This window comes from Frankia canadensis, from assembly GCF_900197875.1.
GTDB lineage: Bacteria > Actinomycetota > Actinomycetes > Frankiales > Frankiaceae > Frankia > Frankia canadensis.
This window is the reverse complement of the sequence record NZ_FZMO01000001.1, coordinates 25,870-50,765: the sequence shown is the minus strand read 5'-3', so window position 1 is coordinate 50,765 and position 24,896 is coordinate 25,870. Positions and strand designations below refer to the sequence as shown.

The window sequence follows — 24,896 nt, the reverse complement described above, 5'->3', positions numbered from 1 at the left end:
CGGACTCTCGTCATTTCAGGCCCTTCTCATTGTTGCCCGCGCTCGCTCTGCCACGCTCCGCTGAGCACTCGGCCCGCTCGTAGCCCCGGGAAGTGGCAGCCGACCGCGAGACCTCCGTTCTGATCAAGTTCGCGGAGATATGCCTCGCGAGTACGCTTGGCCGCGACCGGGTCGACGTCGCTGGAGGCCGCCCAGTCCGTGTCGGTCAGCTGCGCCGGGCAATAGATCGCGTCACCGAACAGGATCGCCCGGTCGCCGTCGGCCTCCAGCACGTAGAGCGAGTGCCCGGGCGTGTGACCGGGACCGCCGACCAGCCGGACGCCGGGCGCGATGGTGACGTCCTCGTCCACCAGGGTCACCCGCCCCTGCTCGGCCATCGTGACGAGCGCCTGCCGGACATGTGCGGCGGATGCCTTCAGCCGGTCGGACACGACGAAGTAGTCCCAGTCGGCGCGGCCGAGGACGACCTGCGCGTTCCGGAACAGGGGCTCGCCATGCTGATCGGCGATCCATCCGGTGTGGTCGGCGTGTAGGTGGCTAAGCGCCACCACGTCGATGTCGTCGAACGAGAAGCCGAAATGGCGCAGGTGCGCCGGCAGCTGGCCACCGATCATCGCGCCCGAGCCTCCGATGCGCGGACCGTATCCTGCGTCGATCAGCACGTTCTTCTCACCTGGCCACAGGAAACAGCCGATCGGCATCCGGGCCGGTGAGATCCCGCTGGCCACCAAATCGTCGTGCAACGCCGTCGGGTTGTCGGGCGTCCCGAGAAAGCGGGGAACAGTCTCCAGCGAGAAGAACCCGTCCGACATCCCGAGAAGCGTCCGCGTGCCCACCGGGAGCCGCATCGTGGCGAGCGTCGTGAACGGGTCGCCGCCGAGCGGATGGTGGGCGAGCGGCTGCGGATGCGCGTGCTGGCCGACGTGGTCCGACTCGCTGGAGTCCCCGTCGCGCGCGTCGCCGGCGTGTCGGTTCACGCCGCGCCCACCAGCCGAGCACTCCCTGGGCTACTCAAGTGCGATCTGGATGTTCTTGTGGTGTACGAACTCCTCGATGCCGGCACGTCCGCCCTCCCGGCCGAATCCGCTAGCCTTCGTCCCCCCGAACGGCGCGCTGGCACTCATCTGGGGGAACGCGTTCACGCTGATGTAGCCGGCGTCCAGCCGGTCGGCGACCCGATGGGCCCGGATCAGGTCCCGCGTGTGCACGTAGCCGGCCAGGCCATAGCTCGAATCGTTGGCCAGCGCGACGGCTTCGTCCTCGGTGGCGAACGGGGTCACGGCCAGCACCGGGCCGAAGACCTCCTCGCGCGCCAGGCGGCTGTCGTTCGCCACGTCCGCGAACACGGTGGGCGCCACGAAGTTGCCGGCGGGCAGCCTGTCGGCCACGGCATCGGCGCCGGCGACCACACGGGCCGTCTGCCTCGCCTCGTCGACATACGTCCCGATCCGACGCACCGCGGCCGCGCTGATCACCGGGCCCATGACCGTCTCCGGGTCCAGCGGGTCGCCCATCCGCGCCCCTTCGGCGACCGCCTTGACCCGGCCGATGACGTCCTCGTACACGGATTCCTGCACAAGCAGGCGCGTCGGGAACAGGCAGCCCTGACCCGCCCCCAGCACGGTGCTCATCAACGCCGCCATCTGGCTTGCCCGGTCGAGATCGGCGTCCTCGAACACAAGATTGGCCGACTTCCCGCCCAGCTCCAGGCAGACTGGAGTGAGTGACTCTGCGGCCAGGCCCATCACCTTCCGGGCGGTGCCCGGCCCGCCGGTGAAGGACACCTTGGCCACGTCGGGGTGTCTGATGATGGCCTTGGCGGTATCCGCGTCACCAGTAATGATGTTGACAACGCCGTCCGGGATGCCCGCCTCGGTGAGGAGCTGGGCGAAACGCATGAGGGCGAACGGTCCGAGCTCGGGAGACTTGAGCACGACCGTGTTGCCCGCGGCAAGTGCCGGCGCGAGCTTCATCGCCGCATTGATGACAGGTCCGTTCCAGGTCACCAACGCCCCGATGACGCCATACGGCTCGTACCTGACGTAGTCCAGCGCCTCTCGTGGATACGTCGCGACCAGCTCACCGGCGAACTTGTCGCACCATCCGGCGTAGTACTCGAAGTAGTCGATCGCCTGCGCGAGACGGCTCGTGGCCAGGGGCGTTCCGGTCTCGAGCGCGCTGATCTGCTTGAGCTCGGACTCGTGCTCACGAAGAGTGGCGGCGACCTGGCCGAGGATCGCCCGGCGTCGGTCCGCGGGTGACCGCCGCCACGCCGGAAACGCCAGCCGCGCCGCGCGAACCGCCCGATCGACCTCGGGCGACCCGGCCACGGGAAACTCGGCGAGCTTCTGCCCGGTCGTCGGATCGACGCGTTCGAGGGTTCCACCCGCGCCGGTCGAGACTACCTCGCCACCGATGTAGAGGCCGATGTCCGGAAGCACCTTCACGGCGAGCGCACTGTGGTCCTCGACGTTCCTCACCGCTCTGCCTCCTTTTGTTTGCGGAAAGCGCGCGAATCTATGACCGGCCGCTAACCCATCGTCAAAACTTCAGCACGCCGTCCTCGACGACCAGCTCACCGTCGATGCGGATGGTGACGTTCGGAACGAGACCGTCCAGATGAAGGTCACAGACCACGTTGCCGCCGTAGCCATTCGCGCTGTCGCCCATCGCGATGTGTGCCGTGCCGCGCCGCTTCTTGGCTTCGGTGATGTCGTCCACCAACCGAGCTCCGGGGTTGATCCCGATACCGAGCTCGCCGATGTTGAGGGCGTTGGGGACACCCTCGATGATGCGGCGCAGGTGTTCGGCTTCCACCCCGCCCTTGATCTCAGCGACCTCGCCCTTGCTCACGGTCCACAGGATCGGCTCGGCCACTCCCCCGACGTCGGTCATGGCCACCTCGACGACCACCTGGCCCTCGGCCGTGCCCTCAACCGGCGGCAGGGACACCTCCCCGCCCGGCCAGGCCATCGTCTCGCAGGGGTTCTCCGCGATTCCGGACAGCCATCCGACCGCCTTGCGGTCCGCGATCGACATGGTGATGTCGGTACCGTTCGGCGCGGTCACGCGCGCCGTCGACCCCTCGGTGAGGATCTTGCGTAGCTTCGCGGCCGGCTGCCGAAGCTCGATGAAGTCGTACTGCATAGCGCCGTCCGACCAGCCCGACTCATGGGGTGGCGAGTTCAGCGCTCCCCGGACCCCGGCCTCCTGGGCCAACGGCTTGAGACTCGAGTGGTAAGGCGACCTGCTGCATGCGCTGATGACGACGTTCGCCGCCACCACGGCGTCAAGCACGGACTTCGGCAAGTCCTCACCGCTGGTGCGCCGCGGAGCGATGGTGATGACGATCGGCTCGGCGCCCGCTGCCAGGGTCGCCTCACTGAGCGCGATCGGGATCGACGGCGAGGTGACGGTGTCCACGAGGATGACCACCTGCTCCCCAGGCGTGACCGCCAGGTATTTCTGAATCGCTCGCTGGGCTACCGCGCCGATGCGTTCCTGCGGTGTCATCCTGTTCCTCCGCGCTTCTTTTGCATCCTGCATTCAGGACGTAGGTCTACCGCTGGCTGTCGGTCGAGCCCGGCAGTCGTCCGCGTTGGTGCGGACGGCGACTCAGATCTCCAGGGTCAGTGACTCGGTGGCTGCCCGTGACACGCAGATCATCATGACCTGGTTGCCGGCTCGCTCGTCGTCCTCCAGCACCGAATCGTGGTGCTCGGCCACGCCGGCGACGATCCGGGTCTCACACGTGCCGCAGATGCCCTCTTCGCACGAGGTGAGGACCTCGACACCGGCATCCTCCAGCGCCTCGACGATGGTCTTGTCGGCAGGCACCTGGATCGTGACACCGGATGTCCGGGCGATGAGCTGAAACGGACGGCGCCGCGTCGGATCAGCGAGCGCGTCGGGGTTCGCGCTGAACCGCTCGACGTGCAGGGCGATGTCCGCCCGCGCCGCGCAGACCTCCTCGAGCCGGTTGAGCAGACCGGTCGGTCCACAGGCATAGATCGACGTGCCGGCGGGGCTCTCAGCGACGATCCTCTCGAGGTCGAGCTGGCCGAAGACGTCCTCGGGCTGCAGGCGCACCTGCTCCCCGTAACGCGCGAGCTCGTCGACGAACGACATACGTTCGGCCGCGCGGCCGCCGTAGACGAGTCGCCATGGCTTGCCCGCACTGTGCGCGGCCGCGACCATCGGCAACAGCGGCGTGATCCCGATGCCGCCCGCGACGAAGACGTACTCGTCCGCGGGGCGCAGCTCGAAGTGGTTGCGCGGGCCCCGGACCGCCACGGGAAGCCCGGCGCGCGCCGTGTCGTGGACGAGCTGCGAGCCGCCCCTGCCGTTCGGCTCTCTGAGCACCGCGATCCGCCACCGGCTCAGGTCGGCGGGGTCGCCGCACAGCGAGTACTGGCGGACGAAGGAGCCGATCTCGACGTCGATGTGTGCGCCAGGGCTCCACGCGGGCAGCTCGTGCCCGGACGGATCGACGAGCGTCAGCGCGATCACGTCGGTCGCCACGGCCCGGACCTCGGCGATCTCGAGGGTGAGCTCCCGCTCGCCTCCGGACGCCGGGTCGACCGCGACGGACACCGACGTGCCGACGGCGTCGGCGGTTGAGTCAGCAAGCATGGTTGCTCTCCTGAGGGCAGTGCGGTCGATCAGTTACCCGTACGCTGGTGCAATGCCGTGAGCGGTGGAACTCGGGACCTCGGGGAGGTCGACGGCGAGCCGTCGCTCCGGCTCGCGGCAGGGGACACGACATCGGCGAGTCACCGGAGGCTCGGACCGGCGACTCCAGGAAGCGCCGTGCCCGTGCCAAGCCGAGCACCTCCAGAGCGGGAATCACGGCTCGGAGGCAGCCGTGTACGTCCAGAACTCCGCCGACGTCGCGACGCGACAGGATGAGCGCAACGCGTCGATCGTCTGGGCGTGCACCTGCGGCGTCAGGTCGACGCAGCAGTCCTCCAGCACGCTCACCCGGTAGCCGAGCGCCAGGCCCTCCTCCGCCGTGGCCCGGACGACGTACTGCGTCGCGATGCCGACCAGGACGATCTCCTCGACCCCGGCACGCTCCAGTTCGGCCTGGAGCTGACCGCCGGCGAAGGCACCGATGCCGTCCTTCAGGGCGAGGGGCTCGCCCGGGCCCGGCACTCCGATCAACGGGTCCGGCGAGGCGTCCCGCTCGGCCGCGTCGCGTCCGGACATCAGGCGGATGAAGTCGGGGCTGGGCAGCACCCACACCACCGTGTCGGCCGCCGAGCGCGCCGCGGCCAGCGCGTGCCGCAGCGGCTCGACCACGTCATCGAGGACCGACGGTGGCGAGATCAGCTGCCCGAAGGAGCCGTCCGGCCGCGTGGTCTGGCTACTCAGATCGAGCATGAGCAGCGCCCTGGATCTGGCCACCGTCAGTCGTCCTCCACGTGAGTGCCTGCGTCGTTCCCAGCCGCCCGGTCAGAACCGGAACAGGTCGCGGGCGTTCAGCTCGACGATGCGGTGCACATCGTCATCCGGTATGTCGGTCACGGCCTCCGCGAGGAACTTGCGGCTGTTCGGCCACTCCGAGTCGTTGTGCGGGTAGTCGGACTCCCACATCAGCTTGTCGAGGCCGATCGCATGCCGGTTCTCGATCGCGGTGCGGTCGCTGATGAAGCAGGTCCAGAAGTGGCGGCGGAACAGGTCGCTCGGGGAGATGCTGCGATCCACTCCGACGCGCGTCCTGGCCCAGGTGTAGTCCATGCGCTCGAGCAGGTAGGGCACCCAGCCCGACCCGCCCTCGGACAGCGCGATGCGCACCTGCGGGTACCGATGCAGCAGGCCGGAGAAGGTGAGGTCAGCGAGCGAGGCCATCGAGTTCAGCCCGCACAGCGAGATGGGGACGGCGTCGGAGTGCGCCTCGCTCTCCGGCGACGGGGTCGTCAGTTTGCCGGACGTGCCGACGTGCATGCACAACACCAGTCCGGTCTCGGCCGCCGCCTCGAACACGGGGTTCCAGTAGTCCGTCCAGAAGGACGGCAGGCCGAGCGGGGAGGGTGTCTCGATCATGGTCACCGCGCGAGCGCCCTTGGCCGCGCACCTGCGCATCTCCGCGGCCGCCGCCACCGGGTCCCACAACTGGATGCAGATCATCGGGATGAACCGATCCGGCGCGGCGGCGCACCACTCATCGATCATCCAGTCGTTGTAGGCCTGGATGCACAGGGAGGCCAGGACCGGGTCCTTGTGGTTGAGGAACCGCGTGCCGGCGAAGCGGGGGAAGGTGGGAAAGACGAGCTGCGCCCACACACCGTCCTCGTCCATCGCACGCAGTCGCGCGTGGACGTCGTACGCACCGGGCACCATGTCGTCGTAGTGGCGCGCGTAGAGATCCTCACCGGTTCCGTCGGTGCGGAAGATCCGGGTCGCCGGGCTGCCCAGCAGGTTGATGCTGTAGAGGTTGTCCTCGTATCGCCAGGCCTGCGTGTGGCCCGGCTGGTCGACGATTGTCGGACCCGCCTCGCGGTACGCGGCAGGAAGCCGGTCAACCCAGACCCCGGGTGGCTCGACGACGTGGTCATCGACCGAGATCAGTTTGAAGTCATCTCGCAACACAGGAACGCTCCTCCTCGTGACAACGCCCGAGCGCCCGGAATTCGGGTATGTCAGATCTCGTCGTCCAGGTCGATGTCCAGTACAAGTGTCTGATATGCCTTGCCGTGGGGGTCCAGGGTGAGCCCGAGACCGACGCCGCCGCGCAGCGCGCGGGTCATCACGAAGTTGACCACGTGGATATTCGGGTACTCGTACCGGGTGATCTCACCCTGCACGAGAGGCCCAAAGCGCTTCTTGATCCGGTCGATGGTCAGATGTGTCCGGAGATACTCCCAGTCATCGGCATCGTAGGGCCAGACCGCGACGTTGCTGGTGTCCGTCTTGTCGCCAGAACGAGCCATGGCGATGTCGTAGACCCTCGTCGACATCTTTTCATCCTTCGCTGATCGCCGGTTCAGTCAACGCTCCGTGGTACGAGCGAGGCTCCAGAAATTCCCGATACCCGAACTCGCCGTACTCACGGCCCAGTCCGGACATCTTCAGGCCGCCGGACGGGGCGCCCGCGCCGCCGCCCGCGCCGTTCACGGTGATGGATCCGACCTGGACACGTCGAGCGAGCTCGACGCAACGATCATGATCGGCACCCCAGACCGCACCGTTCAGGCCGTACTGGGTGTCGTTGGCCAGCTCGACGGCGTGATCGTCGTCGTCGGCCTCCATCACGACGAGGACCGGGCCGAAGATCTCCTCCTGGGCGAGCCGCGACGTGGGGTCGACCGAAGAGAAGATCGTCGGCGTGACGTAGTACCCGGTCTCGTGGCCGGCGGGCGGTTCGCTACCGCCGACGAGCAGGTTGAGCCCACTGGAGATGCCGAGCTCGATGTAGCTTCGCACCCGGTCGCGCTGGGTCGCGGACACCAGCGGGCCGACCTCGGTCGCCGGGTCGAACGGGTCTCCGACCGGAAACCTCGACAGACCCTCCAGCAGCTCGCGCTCGACGTCCGCCCGGCGCGTCCGCGGAACGATGAGCCTGGTGACCGCCCCGCACGCCTGCCCCGAGTTGTGCAGGTACCGCTCCAGCGCATGCTCGACGGCGGCGGACACGACCTGCGGGGTGGCGTCGGCGAGGATGACCGACGCGCCCTTTCCGCCCAGTTCCAGGACGGTCTTCTTCATGCCTCGGGCCGCCAGCTCGGCGACACGTACTCCGGCGCGGGTGGACCCGGTCAGGCTCACGACCGCCACGTCGGGATGCGTCGTCAGAGTCTCGCCGATCTCCGGTCCGGTTCCGGACACCAGGTTGAAGACACCGGAGGGCAGGCCCGCCTCCCGCGTCGCCTCGGCCAGCACATAGGCGTCCAGCGGGGCGATCTCGCTCGGCTTGACGACCACCGTGCATCCGGCGGCCATCGCGTACGCCACCTTCTTGGCGATCTGGTTGAGCGGGAAGTTCCAGGGCGTGATGCACGCGACCACGCCGGCCGGCTCGAAGCGCACTACGGTCCGATCGAAGCGCTGCTCGTGGTGGAATGCGCGTGCGGTGTCGGCGGCGAGCCGGAACAGGCGGATCGGCAGGCCCACCTGCAGGGTGCGGCACAGCCCGGACGGAGTGCCGACCTCCCGTGTGATGATCTCGCGAAGTTCGTCCGATCGCAGAGCGAGCTGGTGCGAGATCGCTTCGAGATACCCGGCGCGCCGGTCGACACCCAACGCCGCCCACGACGGCAGAGCCTGTGCCGCGGCCTGCACGGCCTCGTCCGCCTGCTTGGCCGTGGACAGGCGCACCCGTCCGAAGGGCAGCTCGGTGGTCGAGTCGACGACCTCGACGTCCGCGCCGTCGGCCTCGTGCCACTCCCCGCCGATGAATGCTGAATCTCGCTCGATCACGCGCCGCCTGCCATCACTCGTCCGACGGGAATGTCCCGAAACGGAATGCCCCTGTCGGCCGCGGGCTCGCGCGGCAGTCCCAGGATCCGTTCGGCCACGATCGTGCGCTGGATCTCGTCTGTCCCCCCGGCGATGCTCGTCGACGGAGAGGCCAGGTAAGCACCCGCGACGGTCCGGCCAAGGCTGTCGTCGGGTCGATACGCGATCGACCGGTTACCCAGCAGGTCCATCCGCGCCACAGCCACCCGTTTCTGCAGCTGTGTGTTCACCAGCTTCGCGACCGAGCCCTCGGACCCCGGCGCGACGCCACGCTCGCGCGCGGCGCGCACTCTTGCCTGCAACTGCTGTAGCACCAGGTCAAGGGTGTACAGATCGACCAGCTCATGGCGAAGGCAGGGGTCCTCGACCGGACCGAGAAGCTTGACCAGGCTCAGCAAGGGCGCGACCACGCTCGAATTGCCCTGTCGCCCTCCGGAGACCGCCACCCGCTCGTTGGACAAGGTGGTTCGCGCGACCGTCCATCCTTCGTTCTCCGCGCCGACGAGGGCCGTCGGCGGCAGCGGGACGTCGGTCAGGAAGACCTCGTTGAAGTTCGTACCGCCATCCATCTGCCGCAGTGGCCGCACCTCGACGCCCGGTGCATCCATCGGAACGATGAACATCGACAGGCCCTGATGCTTGGGCACGTCGAAGTTCGTGCGAGCCAGCATGAGTCCGAACTGCGCATGGTGCGCGACCGACGACCACACCTTCTGGCCGTTGACGATCCAGCCGTCCTCGCACCGTTCGACGCGGGTCCGCACTGCCGCGATGTCAGAGCCGGCGGCGGGTTCGGAAAACAGCTGACACCAGATCTCCTCGCCTCGCAGCATCGGCGGGATATAGCGAGTGCGTTGCCATTCGGTGCCGTGGGCGAGGATCGTCGGCCCACACATTCCGAGCCCGATCCCGACCACTCGGGAGGTCACCTCGAACTCGGCCGCGACCGCGCTGAAGATCTGCTGGTGGCGCGCCCCAAGGCCCTGGCCGCCATACCGGGTGGGCCAGGTCAGCCCCGCCAGACGGGCGTCGAACAGCGCGGCCTGGAACTCCTTGACCGCGCGGACGAGCTCGGGCCCGGACTCGTGGACGCCGCCCATCACGACACCGTCCGAGTCCGGGGAGATGGCACGCCGCGTCGCGTGACGTTCCAGGAACGAGCGCACCCGGGCCTCGAACTGCTCCAGAGTCTCGTCGCTCGCCTGCGCCTGCGGCTCCACTACTGCGTTTACTTGCTCGGCTGCGGCTGACACGTCATCACCATACCAGAATCCTGGATCCAGCACTGCCTCATCGCGCACCCACCTCCGAGAGGACGACCGTCCGCTATGCGGGAACCGAGCCTTGCTCGTGGTCGCCCGAGGCGTCCTCCCCGGTGGTGGACAGGTAGGCGGACTCGATCTCCTCAAGACGGTCGCCGATGTCCGCCGTGGCTCCTTCGAGGACCACCCGTCCACGGGACAGGACGTACACACGGTCGGCCACCTTGATCGCCTGGCGGACGTGCTGCTCGACGATGAGCACGGCGGCGCCCTTGTCCGCGGCGGTTCGTACCGCTTGCAGTAGCGACGTCACGATGAGCGGAGCCAGACCCAGCGAGAGCTCGTCGGCGAGCAGGACGGCGGGGCCGCCGGCGACGGCCCGCGCGAGCGAGAGGTACTGCTGCTCGCCGCCGGACAACAAGCCGGCGGGGCGTGACAGCAGCGGCTTCAGCGCCGGGACCACCTCGAGCGCGCGCTCGACGCTCCCCCGGCCGAGCCGGAGGTTGTCGTGCGTCGACAGCGACGAGAACACCGACCGCCCCTCCGGGACGAAGGCCAAGCCGCCCCGTGACCGGGCCGCGAGGCTGGGAGCCGCCGGGCGCCCCGCGAGCCAGACCTGTCCGCTGCTGAGCGGCATCGCGCCGGCGAGCGTCTTGAGCAGCGTGGACTTGCCGGCGCCGTTCGGGCCCAGGACCGCGACGACCTCGCCGGCGCGGACCGAGAGGGACACGTCGTGCAGCACCGGGACCGCCCCGTACCCCGCGCACAGGTCCTGCGCGTGGAGGGCCGTGTCCGCGGCGTCCGGGGGTACCACCGGCGCCGGCTTCCGCTTGACGGTCAACGTACCGATCATGAGGACACCGTCGCCTTCGAGTCGACTTCCGCCACCGCCGGGTCCGCCTCCGCGGCACCCAGATATGCCTCGATCACCGCCGGGTCCCGCCGTATGTCGGCCGGCGAGCCGTGAGCGATCACGCGCCCGAAGTCGAGCACCACGATCTCGTCGCAGGCACGCATGACGAGGTCCACGTCGTGCTCGACCAGCAGGACGCCGATGTCGCGCGCGGCGAGCCTGCGGATCAGCTCGACGAGTTCGACACGCTCCCGGTCGCTGAGCCCGGCCGCGGGCTCGTCGAGCAGCAGGAACGAGGGCTCGGCCGCGATCGCGCGCGCGATGGCGACCAGCCGGCGCCTTCCGTAGGGAAGTTCCGAAGGAAGCCGGTCAAGGTCCGCCGCCAGGTCGAACTCCTCGATCGCTTCACGGGCGACGCTGGGCAGACGCGCGACGCCCGGCATGAACAGGTCGCTGACGTAGCGGCCGAACGCCGGCCGTTCGGTCGCGATGAGGAGGTTCTCGAGGACCGTCAGGTCCTCGAACAGTTCGAGCGCCTGGAAGGAACGGGCGACCCCAAGGCGCGACCGGCGCCGTGGTGACATGCGCGTGAGGGGCGCGCCGTCGATGCTGACCGAGCCCGCGGTCGGGGCGATGAAGCCCGAGACCGCGTCGATCAGCGTTGTCTTGCCGGCACCGTTCGGGCCGATCAGGCCGAGCACCCTGCCCGCCGTGATCTTCAGGCTCACGTTGTCGAGCGCCCTGACGGAGCCGAAGGTGATCGCCACATCGCGTACTTCCAGCTCGGCGCCGGCCGTCGGCGGGTGCGTGGCCGCCGACGAGCGCGCGAGCACCTTCTGGCTCGGGCTCATGTGCTGTCGTTGCGGCAGAACCTTCTTCACTTGGCGGCCGATAAACCGGACGCCCTCACCGGCATGCGTCACCATTCCACCGGGCGACCGGATCAGCACTCGGATGAGGATGATACCGCTGATCAGCGGCAGGTACTTCTGGAATCCATCGCCGAAGGCGAGGACACCGATGTTGGTGCCGAGGCTCGCTGGCTGAAGGGTCGCGCCGAACAATGGGCCGATGACAAAGCCGATGCCGCCGACGACTGCTTCCGCCACGAGGGAGATGGAACCGAAGGCGATGTAGTCGGAGTACACGATGCTCGGGCTACGGAAGGCCAGCATCACACCCCCGATGGCGGCGATCACCGAGCCCACGACGAAGGCGTACAGCTTGGTGGCCACGATGTTGACGCCGAGTGACATCGCGGCGCGCTCGTTCGCGCGGGTAGCCAGGAGCTGCCGCCCGATTCGGCCACGGCGGAGGTTGGCCACCGCGAGAGCGACCAGAGTGAAAATCGCGATCGTGACGACGACGTACGTCCGGGGGTAGAGGATCGCGTTGATGTCGAGCCCGAAGATGTGCGGATCGCCGATCGACGTGCCGTCCCCGCCACCGGTCCAGTCTCTGTTGTTGAAGACCAGAGCCTCGATGGCGGCGCTGAGGCCCAGGGTCGCGACGGCGAGTTGCGAGCCCCGGGTTCTTACCGCGGGCAGGCCCACGACGATGCCGATCGGGATGGCGACCAGAATGCCGCACAGCAGCGCGAGTAGGAACGGCATGTTCTGTGTGGCGACCAGGCGCCCGGCGACGAACGCACCGAGGCCGGCGAGCGCGAACTGGGCCAGCGAGAGCTGGCCCGCGTAGCCGGTGACCACGATGAACGACAACAGCACGATGCCGACCGCGACGGTCACGCCCATGCCGTTGACCCAGTCCAGCGGGAGGAGCGCCAGCAGCAGCATCGAGCCGCCGAGCGCGGCGACCAGCCCGCCCCAGGACACGTTGCCGTGCCCGACCGCGGGCAGCCGCGACCGCTCGTGGGAGCGGCCCGGAATGGTCTTGCCGCGTAGCGCGAGCACGAGAATGATCACCAGGAACGGCGCCGCGGCGGACCATCCCGGGGCCGTGACGTACCAGCTCATCTCCGACTCGAGGATGCCGATGAGGATCGCGGCGGCCAGCGTGATCGGGAAGGACACCATCGAGCCGATGACCGCCGCCGCCAGCGCCGGGATGAGCAGGTTGGTCAGCTGCGTGACCGACAGTCCGGTGATCGGGGCAAGCAGGATGCCCGCCAGCGCCGACAGGGCGGACGCGATGCCCCAGTTCCAGGCCGCCACCATGTTCGCGGAACGACCGAGCGACTCGCTGACCATGACGTCGTCGGCCACGGCCGTGGTGGCGATCCCGAACTTCGTCCATCGGTACACCGCGGTCAGGCCGAAGATCAGGGCCAGCACGATACCAAAGATGATCACGCGGTCCTCGCCGATCCGCAGCCCCCACAGGTGCAGCGTGCCGGTCGGCACCGAGGACTGCATGGCCTCGGCCTGCGACGGATACCGGAGCTCGAGCGCGGACTGAAGGCTGACCAGTACGGCGATCGTCGCGAGCAGGCGGACCAGTGGCGACGCGTTCTGTAGGCGCCTGAGGAGGATCGCCTGGATCAGGAAACCGACTAACGCACTGACTAACAAGCTCGGCACGATGGCCGCCGCGAAGCTCCAGCCGTGGCGGTCGTGAAGCTCCCAGAACGTGTAGACGCCGACCATGCCGATGGCACCCATGGCGAAGTTGATCACTCCGCTCACCCGGTGCACGATGACGATGCCGAGCGCTACCAGGGCGTACAGCGCCCCGAGGCCCAGGCCAAGAACCGCGAATTCGATGAAGGTACGCATTGCGATAGATGCCCCCGGGACTGTCGGAGTCGTGGTCGGCTCCCGCTGCCGCGGTGGACACGGGGGCAATTTTGCATCCTGGACACAGGCTTTCGGTGACTGTAGTAGCGGCCCGATCCGCGGTCAAGGATCTACTCCGGGCCTCGCAGCAGCAGCCTGAGCGCCACTACTCCATCCCGAATCCTGGACTCAGGCTGCCGTCGCTGCTACCGTTCGCCAACCCGGCAGGCGCTCCACCGCCGGTCTCTGGCGCCGTCAGCGGATTGCGCCTTCACAACCCAGCACCGGACATCGAGCGGGAGGGCCTCGTGGCCAGGAATATGACACGCAGTGCCAGGGACAGTGGTCCAGTTCGAACGCCGCGGTGGCGACGCTTGCCGATCTTCACCGCCACGGCGGTCGCCGCGGTCACCGCGGTCGCCGCGTGTTCGTCGGGCGGCTCGTCGGACAGCTCGGGCGACTCCAAGTCGCCCATCAAGATCATGGTCATCAGCACGCTCCAGTCCGCGGCGTTCGGCTTCCCCGAGGCCGTCGACGGCGCGGAGGCGGCGGCCGCTAAGATCAACGCCGCCGGTGGGGTCGACGGTCACCAGATCGAGATCTCGTCGTGCAACGACCAGTTCGACCCGAACACCGCGTCCGCATGTGCCCAGAAGGCGGTCAGCGAGAAGTTAGCTGGCGTCGTCACCGGGTACACGTCCTACGGCAACAAGATCCTTCCGGTTCTTGCGGCCGCGAAGATCCCGTTCGTCGGGCTCATTCCGGCGACCGACACCGAGTGGAAGAGCTCGCTCGCGTTCCCGTTCGGCGCGGGTAGCACGGGCAACTTCACGGGTGTCACGATCAAGCTGTACGAGCAGGGGTGCAAGAAGCTGGGCTCGATCGCCAGCGTGGCCGCCGCCTCGATTGACACCGGTAAGAGCGTGGAGAACGCGTTCAAGCACCTCGGTGGTGAGGTCGTCTACACGGCCACGATTCCTCCGACCGCGGCTGATGTCTCGCCACAGGTGGCGGCCCTGGTGAAGTCCGGCGCCGAGTGCGTCGTCACGACGATCCCGCCGGCGGTGGAGCTGAGCTTCATCAAGGCCGCCTACGCCGCGGCCCCTGACATGCCGATCGGCCTGGCCGGCATCGACGACGAAGTGGCCGCGAAGGTCGGCCCTGCGGGCAAGAACATCGTGAAGGGCGACACGGCCTACCCGGCCACGTCCAACGAGCTGAAGCCCTTCGTCGAGGCGCTGCACGCGTTCAACGCGTCCGCCGCCGTCTCGTCCTGGTCGCTGAACGCCTACGACGGCGTCGAGGTCATCGCGCAGGCCGCGAAGGGCCTGGACAAGGTGGACGCCGCCTCGATCACCGCGGCCCTCAGCAAGTCGACCTCGGTGAAGGTGACCGGTTACCCGGAGCCGATCGACTTCTCGAAGCCGCAGCCGGTCAAGGGCCTGCCGCGGCTGTTCAACCCGAACGTCGTGGTGTCGCACTTCGACGGCAAGCACTTTATTGCCTTCCCCAAGCCTGTGAACGTCCTCAGTGCCCTGCAGGCGGTCCGCGGAACGGCCTGATCTTTCCGCGGTAGGCCAGCGCCATCACCGGCGTCCGCGCCGCGCTGACCGGCTGACCGACGACACGAGCAACGCGAAATCCTCTGAGCCGGATGTGCCGCTCGCGGCACTGGGCTCGGAGGATTTCGTCTTTCACCAGAACGCTCGCCCGCCCGTGCGCGGCGCACGAGCTGGGCCCGGGCGTCCAGGCGGCCACGCCGAAGCCGTTCAGGCGGCGCGCCCGGCGGCCAGCAGGTCCTCGCCCGGCCCTGACGCCGCCACCCCGGCCAGCGCCGCGAGCGGAGCGACCCACCGCCGGCGCCGTCGAGGACCGCATCCGGGGCCTTCGGCAACCGTTCGTTCGCCTCACCGGACCCGCGCCCCGCCGCAGCTCGGTCTATCGACCGACCGATGGGCTCTCCGGCGGAGAGCAGAAAAAGTGGCCCGGCCATGCGGCCGGGCCACCTCGAAAATTCAAAGAAATTCAGCTGTCGGCCGCGATCCAGTGCTCTTTCCGCGCCAGCCAGGCACAGCACCCGGGCCGCGTCAGGCGATGTTCCACTGCCCGCCGAAGCAGGTCATCACCGTTCCGGTATAGAAGCTCGCACGGGGCGAGGCGAGGAAGCCGCAGGCGTACGCCGCGTCCTCGGGCCTGCCCAGACGGCCGACGGGGATCCGGGGAATCGACGCACGCCGGCCCCCCTCATCAGGCGCGTCCCTGGTGGTGACGTGTGGGTGCGACCGCTCGTTGTGCTCCGTGTCCATTGCACCGGGCGCGAGATCGTTGACCGTGATTCCGTACGGGCCGAGCTCGATCGCGAGGCATTTGGTCAGCGCGCGCAGGCCCGCCTTCGCCGCGACGTTGTGCGGACGGTTGGCGACGCCGATGAAGGCGTCCGGCCCCGTAATGTGGATGATGCGGCCCCACCGCTTCTCCATCATTTTCGGCGTGAACGTCTTGGCCAGCCTGAACGAGGCGTTGAGCTGAATGTCGAGGATTCGCAGCCAGTCCTCGACAGTAGTGTCGAAGAATGACTGGAACGGGCGTAGCGCGGCGTTGCTCACGTAGATATCGACTGACCCGAACTCAGCTTCAGCGGCATCCTTGAGCGCGTCGATGGACTCCTGCCGCGAGATGTCGCCCAACTGCACGATTGCCTTCGCACCGAGTTCACGGGCGAGCTTCGCCGTCGTCTCGGCCTCCTCGCGATTGGAGTTGGCGTTGACGACGACATTCGCTCCACGCGCCGCGAACTCCAGTAAGATCGCACGGCCAAGATTTCGACCCGAACCTGTCACCAACGCCGTCTTGCCCTCGAGATCCTTCTCCATGGCTATCCCTTCCTGAGCCGAGCAGCGACGGATACCTGACGTCGTGGTCGGCCGGGCGATCGCGGTGCCGTCGTCGACGGCCCCGGTGGCGCCAGGGCCGAGTGCCGCGGCACCTGACGCTTCTGTGTCCGAGAGCTGGGCCGCGCCGGTAGCGCCCGGCGGACGCCGCGGGCCCGGACGGCCTACTCGTTCGTCCGGAAATCGGGCAACGGCCGACCTGCCGCGAGCCTGGCGACCAGTCTGCAGGAGCGGACAGAGCCTGTGGCCGCGGCCCGAGCCCGGACCCGGCGGGACGACTACGGAGACGGGCCGAGCCAGCGCTGTCGCCGTTACCGGTGCCCGGCGCGGCTCCCCGCCGATCGACGAGCGACTACGCCGTCAGCCACTGATCGAACTGAATGACGTTGCGGTCGGGATCGAGGACCATGGCTGTCATGACCTCGTGGCCTTCCGCGGGCTCGGCGTTGGCCGGCCCGTCATGGATCGAGCCCGAGAACCACACGTCGAACCCGGCGGTCTTGACGGCCTCAACCAGCGCCGGCAGGTCAGGGGTGCGGAACGACAGGTGATGCACGCCGACGTCGAACAGCTCGGCGGCCTGTCCCTGCGGCGCCGGCTCGATCCGTTGGTCGAGCACGACGTAGGTGGCGCCCGGCCGGTCGTCCCAGCGAAGGTAGCAGGCCCGCCTGTTCTTCGGGCGCTCACCTCCGTTCGCTTCGGTGCGGTCGACGGTCAGCGTCATCCCGAGCACATCGCGATAGAACCGCAGCGACGCCTCCATGTCGGTGACACCGATCGCGACGTGCGAGATGCCTGTAGTAAGAGGTTCCTCCATCGTGGCACCCATCTCGTTCGATCGTCGGATCGTCAGATCTTGCGCCCGTCAGCCTGCCAGTACCGGTCACGTATCCGACGCTTATAAAGCTTCCCGTTGTCGGATCGCGGCAGCGACGCCTCGAATTCCACGCTGCGGGGCACCTTGAACTTGGCGAGCCTCTCCTGGCAGAACTCGCGAATCTCCACGGCGAGCGCTGGCGACGGCTCCAGGCCCTCGGCCAGCTGCACGACGGCCTTGACCTCCTCGCCCCACTCGGAGTTCGGAACACCGATCACCGCGACGTCGGCGACGGCCGGATGTTGCAGGAGGACCGCTTCGATCTCAGCCGGATAGATGTTGACACCCCCGGAGATGATGACGTCCGTCGATCGATCGCGCAGGAAGAGGTAACCTTCCTCGTCGACGTATCCGAGGTCCCCCGTGGTGAACATGTCACCGATGACGGCACTGGCGGTCTTGCCCGGGTCGTTGTGATACGTGAACGGTTCCCTGAGCTTCATGAAGACGCGTCCGATGGTGCCGGGCGAGACCTCATGGTCGTACTCGTCGACGATCTTGATCGCCGCGTTGGGTGACGGCCGACCGACGGTACCTGGGCGCTCGAGCCATTCCTGCGAGGTGACGCGAGTCCCGCCGCCCTCGGACGCCGCGTAGAACTCGTTCAGGATCGGTCCGAGCCACTCGATCATCGAGCGCTTGGTCTGTATCGCGCAGGGTGCGCCCGCATGGGTGATCACCCGCAACGAGGACAGATCATACGTGTCACGGATCGAAGCCGGCAGCTTCAACAACCGCTCGAACATCGTCGGCACCATCGTCGCGGAGGTCACGCGATGCCGCTGAACGACGCCGAGGAATTCTCGCGGGTCCCACTTGCCCATGAGCACCACCGTTTGACCGAGGTGCAGGGCGCCAACCGCCGCTCCCAGCGGGGCTGCGTGGTAGAGGGGACCCGACACCAACGTGACGCCGTCTTCGGCGAGCTCACGGCCGGACGATTCGAACAGGGCTTTGCTGGAACGCACGGCGAGTTCGTCGGGGTCGCCCTGGTTCCGGGGCTTGACGACACCTTTGGGACGTCCTGTTGTCCCAGAGGTGTAGTACATGCGCTGTCCCGGCTCACGATGCGCCGGCGGCGCGTCGCTGAGCCCCGCGATGAACTCGTCCGCGGCGAGGAAACCCTCGACCTCGCCCAGCGCGACTCGAACCGGCGCCCGCCGCGACACCTTCGCGGTGGCGACGGCCGTCGCCGCGGCGACGGCGTCCGGCAGGTCCGCATCGACGACCACGACCGCCGAATCGGAGTCCTCGAGCACGTACTCGATCTCGGCGGCGGTCAGGTGGAAGTTGACCGGGACGAGCCGCGCCCCGATCTGCATCGCGGCCAACACCACGACGAGATACTCGGTGCCGTTCTGCGCGACAAGGGCTACCCGGTCGTCGGGCTTGACGCCGGAGGCCTGGAGAGCGTTTGACCAGCGATTGACGCGGGCCTGAAGCCAGCCGTACGTGTACTCGACGTCATTCTTGTCGATCACCGCACGGCGGTCCGGGTCACAGCTGCCCCGCTGCCACGCGGACAGGTCGTTCGAGCCAGCAGAACCGCCCTTGGACATAATGCGCTACCTCTCAGCTGGTGAGCGGCCACCGACGACCGTTACCAGATCTTGCGAGGGCACACGGAATCCGTCGGTCAACCGATCGAGGCCGTCAGCCTACCGCGGATCCTGGATGCAGCCAATTGGTCAGGTCGGAGTGCCGAGCTTCGTATCCCAGAGAGAGCGAGCCCAGTGGGACGGGTTGTCGTCATCCCACCAGATCTTGAGGTCCTCGATCCGGTCCTTGCGGATCTCCACCAGTCGACAGCCCTCCGGCCCAGCCGCCGTCGAGTACGGGACCATGGCCTTGGTGAAATACCCTTCGCCCGGTTCGAACCAGCGGCGACCCTGCCTGGCACGCCCCTCGAGGACCAACACAAGCTGGTCCATGTTGTGATGATGGCGCGGAATGACGAAGTTCGGCGCCAGCTTCATCTCGAGCATGTGCAACGAGCCGACCTGTTCACGCCTGGTAAACAGACCGCCCCGGAAGTATTCGAGGACGTCAGCGGTCTCGCGCACCACTTCCGGCACGTTGCCGTCTGGCGATTCGATATTCGGCTTGGACTGCTTCCATCCCTCGTCGACATCCAACTGAAAGTATGCGACCTTGGGAACGTCAGCACTGTCGAGGGTCATTTGAACCTCCTTGCGGCCCACGGCGGCCCTTCTCGCGCCAACCGACTGATGGCGCCGTTGCCGGCCGCCGCAAGTCCAGTATCCAGGATTCTACCCGCGAAGGGAAGAGGTACTGGTCAACGCCGCACGAGCTCGGACCGCATCGTGCGACGGATGTGTCGACGAGCGATCGTCTCGGCGTCGGAGGCCCCGCCACGGCGAATGGCCTCCAGTACCGCACGGTGATCGACTTCGCCCTCGGAGAGCAGGTTGGCGGTCACCGCCGGCTCCTCGGTTCCGAGTTCAGCGATGCGTCGCGCCAGCATCTGCGAGGTCAGCCGGACCATCGGAGCCTGGTTGATCACCAGCCGGTTCCTGGACAGCTCCACGATCCTCACATGGAACGCCGCATGCGCCGCCGCCCGCGCCGCCCCATCGCGTGGCGCGCTTGGATCGTAGGAATGCATCTCGTCGATGCGCCCGCTCAGCATCTCGTAGTCAGCGTCCGAGATACCTCGCTTGGCAGCCAGTCGAGCCGCGAGCCCGTCAATCACTTCACGGAACTGGTACAGCTCGACGATGTCGTCGTTGGTGAGCTCGACGACCTCCAGCGTCTTGTTCCCGTTCGTCACCCGCACGAAGCCCTCGTACTCAAGAATCCGAAAGGCTTCACGAAGCGGGGTGCGACTGACGCCAAGCTTTTCCGCCAGCTCGATCTGCAGCAGCGTCGTCCCTGGCTCCAAGGTGCCATCGATGATCATCGATCGCAGTCGAGCTGTCACGTCGTCCACGAGACGCGTGCGCTCGAACGTCGGGAACGCCACCCCTGGCTCGACCATGGACGACATAGTACAGCACGAATGCGGGATGCAGGTTACCTTCGGGTCCCGCAATCGCGGAGATCGCGATGCGACGGCGACCACATATGCCTGGCCGGCGGCCGCGGCGGCACATCCGACAAGCGCCGTCCGCCCCGATGGCGCGGTCCCGCCACGCGCGGCGCCTGGAGCACCCCGCTAGCCCCTCGTGCACTCGGGTGCCGGACTCCGGCGCTGGGCGACTCACGAGCCGGCCGCCGCCGATGTTGGCCGGTCTCGCGCGGCCGCGGCCTCGGTAGCGGGCCGCGCACAAGGGGCACAGGCAGGACTGCCCCGTCGGGCGTGAGCAAGACCGTACCCGACCAGAAGGCCGACGCCGGACGCTGCTCACCGGTCCCGTCGGTCGTCACCGCCCTCACTCGCCGAAGCATGCGGACCAGGTCATCGACGGCGACCACAGCCCGCACCGTCCTGGATCCTGCATCCGCGTGTTGGTAAAATCGGGTCATCGCCCGCGGCAGGCGGGCCGACGAACGAGGTGATCCGCGGTGCCCGACCCTCGCAGCCTTGGTAGAGGCGACTTACTCGCGTGCTACTACACGCTCTCCGGCGCACCAAACGGCCAGCCGGCGCGGCATTCTTTTGACGCCCGGGTGCACGCGGCCGCTCGCGCAGGATACGCCGGCATCGGAATGACCATGTTTGATCTCGATGCGTGCACTGCTGAGGGTCGCACGCTCTCGGATATGGCGCGCGTCGCCGCCGACGCAGGTGTCTCGGTCGCCGAGGTCGAGACACTGGCGATCAGCCCGACGCCGACCACCGAGGAACGCGCCGTCGCTCGACGAATGGTGGACGCCGCGCGCCAGCTGAACGCCCGGCACATCAACGTGCTTATCGACCGGCCGCCCGCTACGCCGATCGACAACGACGAGGCGGCGGCAGGTTTCGCCGAGATTTGTGATCTTGTGGCGGAGGCGGGGCTCCTCGCCGCGTTCGAGTTCATGCCGTTCAAGGCCGTGGCCACCTTGGACGTCGCGACCGAGATCGTGGTTCGCGCTGGGCGGGACAACGGCGGGCTGGTCGTCGATGCCTACCACTTCTTCCGCGGCGGATCGCGTCTCGAGGACGTCGCGCGAGTCTCCGGCGACCGCATTGTGACGCTTCAGATGTCCGACGCGCCGGGCAGCGCGCCTGACGACCTGCTCATCGAGACGCGCACCGCCCGTCTGCTGCCCGGCGCGGGCGGCCTGCAGCTCGAGGATCTCCTCAGGGCGCTTGACGCCACCGGCACCAACGCCACCGTCGGTGTGGAGTTGTTGTCCGACCCCCTCCGGGAGCTCGACGCCGACGAGGCCGCACGAGCGAGCTACACGGCGACCCGCGCCCTGGTCGACCGCGTGCGGGAGCTGGAGACGTCCGGATGACGCGGATCGAGCCGGTCGATCCGGCGGAGCTCTTCCCCAAGGTCACTTCCCGCTTCCGAGAGGGGGCCTTCTCGCTGTATGGCGGTCGGCTTCCGATGTTGTATCGGGTGCTTGGCAACTCGCCGACGTTGCTGTCGGCCTGGCTGGACGTCGCGTGGGCGCTGCGCTTCGAGTCGACGTCCCCGCGAGCGCTACGCGAGATCGCTATTCTTCTCGTCGGGCATAGGCTCGAGGCACCGTATTGCATCGGCGCGCATGTGCGTATGGCTCGGGAAGCCGGCGTATCCGCGGCCGAGATCGAGGCGGTGCCGGCCTGGTCCACGTCCGAGGTATTCAACGCACAACAGCGCGCCGTGCTCGGCCTGACCGAGGCGATGCTCGGCCAGCACGTCGGTGGCGACACGCTCTCCCTGGTCACAGACCTGTTCGGTCCCGAGCAGACCATCGAGCTCGTCCTGACGATCGCCTTCTACCAGATGGTCGCCTCGACGACGAAGACGCTGGATCTCGCGCCCGAGGGATAGTCTCGCGTGCGCTGTCTCGATCCGTTCAGCAACGATGTGACGTTGTTACCCGGCGGAAGCCAGGCCCCGGCTTCCGCCGGTGTTGCTTTCTGCCGGCAGAAGTTGGCCCGCGTGAACTGGCGTGCCGGAGAAGGCACTGGCATCAGCCAGCACGGGCCGAGCGGCTCGGCACAGACGACCCGGTCGCACAGACGACCCGGTCCGACACTTCGGGCTCATACATGACGGATCCGCCGTTTCCGGTGTGCTGGCAGCCCTTGTCACACATGGCCTGGGCGTGTCGCCACCGGAGACAGCGGATCTTCGTGACCGCCGGGCGGATGCCCGAAGACGCGTCAGATGTTCCTCGCGGCGAGCCCGCCGCCGGGAGCCTCAGAACGCGATCACGGACCGGATCACCCGGCCGGCCTGCAGGTCGTCGTATGCGTCGTTGATGTCCTCCAGGCCGATCGTCTGGGACACCAGGTCGTCGAGGTTGAACCGGCCCTGGACATACAACTGCGCGTAGTGCGGAATGTCTTTCTTGAAGTTCGTGGAGCCCATGTAGACGCCGTGAACGGAGCGTTGCCGCAGAACGAGGTCGGCGAACGGGTCGATCACCAGCTCCGTTCCTGGGCGCTGCATGCCGATCATGTAGGCGACTCCGCCGCGGCGGAGCATCGACAGCGCCTGCTTCGCGGTCCCCGGCGACCCGACGACCTCGAAGGAGTGCTGCACGCCCTTGCCGCCGGTCAGGTCGAGCACCGCGTTCACGGCGTCGTCCTTCGAGGCGAGCACGGTGTCAGTGGCGCCGAACCGCCGGCTGAGCTCCAGTTTCGACTCCGCCGTGTCGATGGCGATGATCTGCGCCGCGCCGCACAGGGCGGCGCCCTGGATCGTGCTGAGCCCGACACCGCCGCACCCGATGACGGCGACTGTGTCACCGAACCGGATCTTCGCGGTGTTGATCGCGGCCCCGGCCCCGGTGATGACCCCGCAGCCGAGCAGCGCCGCCTGGACCAGGGGAACGTCGTCGTGGACCTTCACCAGGTTGGACTCGTGCACCAGCATCTGCTCGGCGAAGGCGGCGAGCCCGGAGACCTGCGTCACCGGCGTGCCGGCACGCGAGAGTCGCGGCGGCAGGTCGTCACCGCGCGCGGCGGCCCCCGGCCGCGCGCACATCCAGATCTGGCCGGAGACGCACTCCTCGCATTGACCGCAGAAGCCGGTCAGGCAGCCGACCACCTTGTCGCCGGGGCGCAGCCCGCCGACCAGGGGCCCCACGGCGGCGACGACGCCCGCCACCTCGTGGCCCAGGACGGCCGGCATGGGGTGGCCGTAGTCGTTCTGCGACACCGACAGATCGCTGTGGCACAGCGCGCTGCCCTTGACGTCGACGAGCACCTCGGCGCCACGGGGCTCGTCGACGGTGATGTCCTCGATCTCGAATCGCGCGCCGATCTTGTTAAGGACTGCGGCTTTCATGGCTGATCCTCGGTTCTCGCTGTTCCGGGTTGCTGGGTCGTCAGGCAATCAGCGCGGACTCACACCGTCACGATCTCGGCGGTGAGCTTGAACTGATCACGCGGCAGGTAGATGGGCGTGGGCGCGATGTGGCGGGAGTTCTGGATGAGCCCGGTGCCGCCCTGCCCAACTGTGATCCACACCGCCTGCTTGCCGACCTCCTCCGCCACCGCGTCGGCGACTTCCTTGTCCCGCACCAGCAGCGAGGCCCGCACCTGGACCTCCGCCGGCTCGGCGGTGGTCAGGGCATCCCCATAGAGGGCGTTGTAGCCGACGTAGCCGAAGTGGGTCGCGTGAATCGCGTCGCCGTACTGCTCGAACCGCTTGCGGAGGACCTCCTCCACCATCCGCGCCCGGGCAAGGCAGTTCGGGCCACCCAGGTTGGTGTAGCCGATGACGCGGTAGCCCCAATCGACGCCGACCAGCACCTTGAGCATGTCGGGGCGCCGAGTTCCGGTGATACCCGTCACGCGCACACGGTCGTCGCCCAGATCCTCGACCTCGGCGTTCTGGAAGTCGGCCGTGACGTCCGGTGTCAGATACCGCGCGGGGTCGTGAACCTCGTAGCTCAGCTGGGCGATCACCGTGTCCTTGGTGACGCCACCGCCCGTCCCGGGCAGCTTGGACACGACGATGTTCAGATCCTGGTCGACCGTCGCGTACGGGAAGCCCAGGCGCTCCATCCCGGTGAACATGCGCTTGCCTGGGTCGTTGAAGTTGCCGCCCGTCACGTGCTGACCGCACTCCAGCAGGTGTCCCGCCGCCGTCGCGACCCCGACCCGCTGCCAGTCGTCCAGGCTCCAGCCCAGTTCGTGGCAGATCGGGCCGACGTAGCAGGACGGGTCGGCCAGCCTGCCGCCGATCACCCAGTCGGCACCCTGCTCCAGGCACTCGACGACCGGCTCCGCGCCGATGTAGGCGTACGCCCCGACGAGCCGGTCCCCCAGCTCCCGCACCGACGACCCGATCTCGGGGAGCTGGATGTCCTGGGCGAGCACCGTCTCCAGACAGTCGTCGCCGTGCACGATCCCGACCTTGATCCCGCTGTAGCCGAGCCGCCGAAGCTCATTGACGATCAGTTCGCCGGCCGAGCCCGGGTTGGCCCCGCCCTGGTTGGTGACGATCTTGCCGCCTCGGGAGACGAACGGCGCGAACCCAGGAATGGTCCGGGGAAGGTGCTCGTTGTAACCCAGCTTGGGATCGGCCATCTTCCGAGCGTGAGCGAACGCGAGAGTACGCTCGGCGAGCGCGTCGAAGCCCATGTACGAGACAAGCCCTGAATTGGCCAGCTCGACGGGCCAGTCGATACGCTCCGCCGCGTCGGCCGAACCACAGCCAATACTGATCGACTCGGCTGCCACAGATCCTCCTCGATTCGACACAAGATAGC

General features: G+C 67.9%; 21 protein-coding genes. 3 read left to right on the top strand and 18 right to left on the bottom strand.

The genetic code is table 11. The features are described 5' to 3' along the window. Positions 1–26: 26 nt before the first annotated feature. From C1A33_RS00210 to C1A33_RS00155, 11 genes are all read right to left on the bottom strand, one after another. On the bottom strand, positions 27–977 hold the full coding sequence (locus C1A33_RS00210) for an MBL fold metallo-hydrolase (RefSeq protein WP_101829493.1): 951 nt from the start codon (positions 975–977) through the stop codon (positions 27–29). A 30-nt stretch (positions 978–1,007) separates the two neighbouring features. Next, the gene (locus C1A33_RS00205) at positions 1,008–2,480 is read right to left on the bottom strand and encodes an aldehyde dehydrogenase family protein (RefSeq protein WP_207770080.1); all 1,473 of its coding nucleotides are present in this window, start codon (positions 2,478–2,480) and stop codon (positions 1,008–1,010) included. Positions 2,481–2,541: 61 nt separating this feature from the next. Beyond that, positions 2,542–3,513, bottom strand: coding sequence for an aminopeptidase (locus tag C1A33_RS00200; protein WP_101829492.1), 972 nt, complete (start codon positions 3,511–3,513; stop codon positions 2,542–2,544). A gap of 102 nt (positions 3,514–3,615) precedes the next feature. Then, positions 3,616–4,632 (bottom strand): PDR/VanB family oxidoreductase, encoded by a 1,017-nt coding sequence (locus C1A33_RS00195; protein ID WP_101829491.1) that lies wholly within the window; start codon positions 4,630–4,632, stop codon positions 3,616–3,618. A 213-nt stretch (positions 4,633–4,845) separates the two neighbouring features. Then, on the bottom strand, positions 4,846–5,406 hold the full coding sequence (locus tag C1A33_RS00190; protein ID WP_133150516.1) for a cysteine hydrolase family protein: 561 nt from the start codon (positions 5,404–5,406) through the stop codon (positions 4,846–4,848). A 48-nt stretch (positions 5,407–5,454) separates the two neighbouring features. Next, a complete protein-coding gene (locus tag C1A33_RS00185; protein ID WP_207770079.1) occupies positions 5,455–6,591 on the bottom strand; it encodes an amidohydrolase family protein in 1,137 nt (378 codons plus the stop codon). A 50-nt stretch (positions 6,592–6,641) separates the two neighbouring features. Further along, positions 6,642–6,959, bottom strand: a complete 318-nt coding sequence (locus tag C1A33_RS00180) for an AtuA-related protein (RefSeq protein WP_101829488.1) — start codon at positions 6,957–6,959, stop codon at positions 6,642–6,644. A gap of 4 nt (positions 6,960–6,963) precedes the next feature. Continuing rightward, the gene (locus C1A33_RS00175) at positions 6,964–8,418 is read right to left on the bottom strand and encodes an aldehyde dehydrogenase family protein (RefSeq protein ID WP_101829487.1); all 1,455 of its coding nucleotides are present in this window, start codon (positions 8,416–8,418) and stop codon (positions 6,964–6,966) included. Beyond that, on the bottom strand, positions 8,415–9,758 hold the full coding sequence (locus C1A33_RS33965) for an acyl-CoA dehydrogenase family protein (RefSeq protein ID WP_165818157.1): 1,344 nt from the start codon (positions 9,756–9,758) through the stop codon (positions 8,415–8,417). The genes C1A33_RS00175 and C1A33_RS33965 overlap by 4 nt, the downstream gene beginning before the upstream one ends. 25 nt (positions 9,759–9,783) lie before the next feature. After that, positions 9,784–10,572, bottom strand: a complete 789-nt coding sequence (locus C1A33_RS00160; protein WP_101829486.1) for an ABC transporter ATP-binding protein — start codon at positions 10,570–10,572, stop codon at positions 9,784–9,786. Beyond that, complete coding sequence (locus tag C1A33_RS00155; protein WP_101829485.1) at positions 10,569–13,307, bottom strand: branched-chain amino acid ABC transporter permease/ATP-binding protein; 2,739 nt, start codon at positions 13,305–13,307, stop codon at positions 10,569–10,571. Before C1A33_RS00155 ends, C1A33_RS00160 begins: the two co-directional genes overlap by 4 nt. 374 nt (positions 13,308–13,681) lie before the next feature. Here C1A33_RS00155 and C1A33_RS00150 point away from each other — a divergent pair, with 374 nt between their 5' ends. Further along, positions 13,682–14,869 carry an ABC transporter substrate-binding protein gene (locus C1A33_RS00150; RefSeq protein ID WP_165818156.1) on the top strand — a complete coding sequence of 396 codons (1,188 nt, stop codon included), beginning with the start codon at positions 13,682–13,684 and terminating at the stop codon, positions 14,867–14,869. 525 nt (positions 14,870–15,394) lie between these two features. Here C1A33_RS00150 and C1A33_RS00145 read toward each other — a convergent pair. The 5 genes from C1A33_RS00145 to C1A33_RS00125 all read right to left on the bottom strand — a co-directional run bounded on the left by C1A33_RS00145 (position 15,395) and on the right by C1A33_RS00125 (position 20,073). Beyond that, positions 15,395–16,180, bottom strand: a complete 786-nt coding sequence (locus tag C1A33_RS00145; RefSeq protein WP_101829483.1) for an SDR family NAD(P)-dependent oxidoreductase — start codon at positions 16,178–16,180, stop codon at positions 15,395–15,397. A 370-nt stretch (positions 16,181–16,550) separates the two neighbouring features. Next, a complete protein-coding gene (locus C1A33_RS00140; protein WP_101829482.1) occupies positions 16,551–17,027 on the bottom strand; it encodes a VOC family protein in 477 nt (158 codons plus the stop codon). 20 nt (positions 17,028–17,047) lie between these two features. Beyond that, a complete protein-coding gene (locus C1A33_RS00135) occupies positions 17,048–18,634 on the bottom strand; it encodes an AMP-binding protein (protein WP_101829481.1) in 1,587 nt (528 codons plus the stop codon). Between the two features lie 129 nt (positions 18,635–18,763). After that, positions 18,764–19,276: a cupin domain-containing protein gene (locus C1A33_RS00130; protein WP_133150514.1), complete on the bottom strand. Its 513-nt coding sequence runs from the start codon at positions 19,274–19,276 to the stop codon at positions 18,764–18,766. 95 nt (positions 19,277–19,371) lie between these two features. Further along, the gene (locus C1A33_RS00125; protein WP_207770078.1) at positions 19,372–20,073 is read right to left on the bottom strand and encodes a GntR family transcriptional regulator; all 702 of its coding nucleotides are present in this window, start codon (positions 20,071–20,073) and stop codon (positions 19,372–19,374) included. A gap of 527 nt (positions 20,074–20,600) precedes the next feature. Between C1A33_RS00125 and C1A33_RS00120 the strand changes: the two genes are divergently transcribed. Continuing rightward, on the top strand, positions 20,601–21,479 hold the full coding sequence (locus C1A33_RS00120) for a sugar phosphate isomerase/epimerase family protein (protein ID WP_133150513.1): 879 nt from the start codon (positions 20,601–20,603) through the stop codon (positions 21,477–21,479). Further along, the gene (locus C1A33_RS00115) at positions 21,476–22,003 is read left to right on the top strand and encodes a carboxymuconolactone decarboxylase family protein (protein ID WP_101829477.1); all 528 of its coding nucleotides are present in this window, start codon (positions 21,476–21,478) and stop codon (positions 22,001–22,003) included. The genes C1A33_RS00120 and C1A33_RS00115 overlap by 4 nt, the downstream gene beginning before the upstream one ends. A gap of 372 nt (positions 22,004–22,375) precedes the next feature. Here C1A33_RS00115 and C1A33_RS00110 read toward each other — a convergent pair whose 3' ends face one another. Both C1A33_RS00110 and C1A33_RS00105 read right to left on the bottom strand, forming a co-directional pair. After that, positions 22,376–23,467, bottom strand: coding sequence for a Zn-dependent alcohol dehydrogenase (locus C1A33_RS00110; RefSeq protein ID WP_101829476.1), 1,092 nt, complete (start codon positions 23,465–23,467; stop codon positions 22,376–22,378). A gap of 59 nt (positions 23,468–23,526) precedes the next feature. Beyond that, a complete protein-coding gene (locus C1A33_RS00105) occupies positions 23,527–24,867 on the bottom strand; it encodes an acyclic terpene utilization AtuA family protein (protein WP_207770077.1) in 1,341 nt (446 codons plus the stop codon). Between the last annotated feature and the right edge of the window lie 29 nt (positions 24,868–24,896).

What these genes read in the sequence shown, in the direction of transcription:
- C1A33_RS00200 (WP_101829492.1), bottom strand. Translation starts at nt 3,513, where the DNA reads ATGACACCGCAGGAACGCATCGGCGCGGTAGCCCAGCGAGCGATTCAG.
- C1A33_RS00195 (WP_101829491.1), bottom strand. Translation starts at nt 4,632, where the DNA reads ATGCTTGCTGACTCAACCGCCGACGCCGTCGGCACGTCGGTGTCCGTC.
- C1A33_RS00180 (WP_101829488.1), bottom strand. Translation starts at nt 6,959, where the DNA reads ATGTCGACGAGGGTCTACGACATCGCCATGGCTCGTTCTGGCGACAAG.
- C1A33_RS00160 (WP_101829486.1), bottom strand. Translation starts at nt 10,572, where the DNA reads ATGATCGGTACGTTGACCGTCAAGCGGAAGCCGGCGCCGGTGGTACCC.
- C1A33_RS00155 (WP_101829485.1), bottom strand. Translation starts at nt 13,307, where the DNA reads ATGCGTACCTTCATCGAATTCGCGGTTCTTGGCCTGGGCCTCGGGGCG.
- C1A33_RS00145 (WP_101829483.1), bottom strand. Translation starts at nt 16,180, where the DNA reads ATGGAGAAGGATCTCGAGGGCAAGACGGCGTTGGTGACAGGTTCGGGT.
- C1A33_RS00140 (WP_101829482.1), bottom strand. Translation starts at nt 17,027, where the DNA reads ATGGGTGCCACGATGGAGGAACCTCTTACTACAGGCATCTCGCACGTC.
- C1A33_RS00135 (WP_101829481.1), bottom strand. Translation starts at nt 18,634, where the DNA reads ATGTCCAAGGGCGGTTCTGCTGGCTCGAACGACCTGTCCGCGTGGCAG.
- C1A33_RS00125 (WP_207770078.1), bottom strand. Translation starts at nt 20,073, where the DNA reads ATGGTCGAGCCAGGGGTGGCGTTCCCGACGTTCGAGCGCACGCGTCTC.
- C1A33_RS00115 (WP_101829477.1), top strand. Translation starts at nt 21,476, where the DNA reads ATGACGCGGATCGAGCCGGTCGATCCGGCGGAGCTCTTCCCCAAGGTC.
- C1A33_RS00110 (WP_101829476.1), bottom strand. Translation starts at nt 23,467, where the DNA reads ATGAAAGCCGCAGTCCTTAACAAGATCGGCGCGCGATTCGAGATCGAG.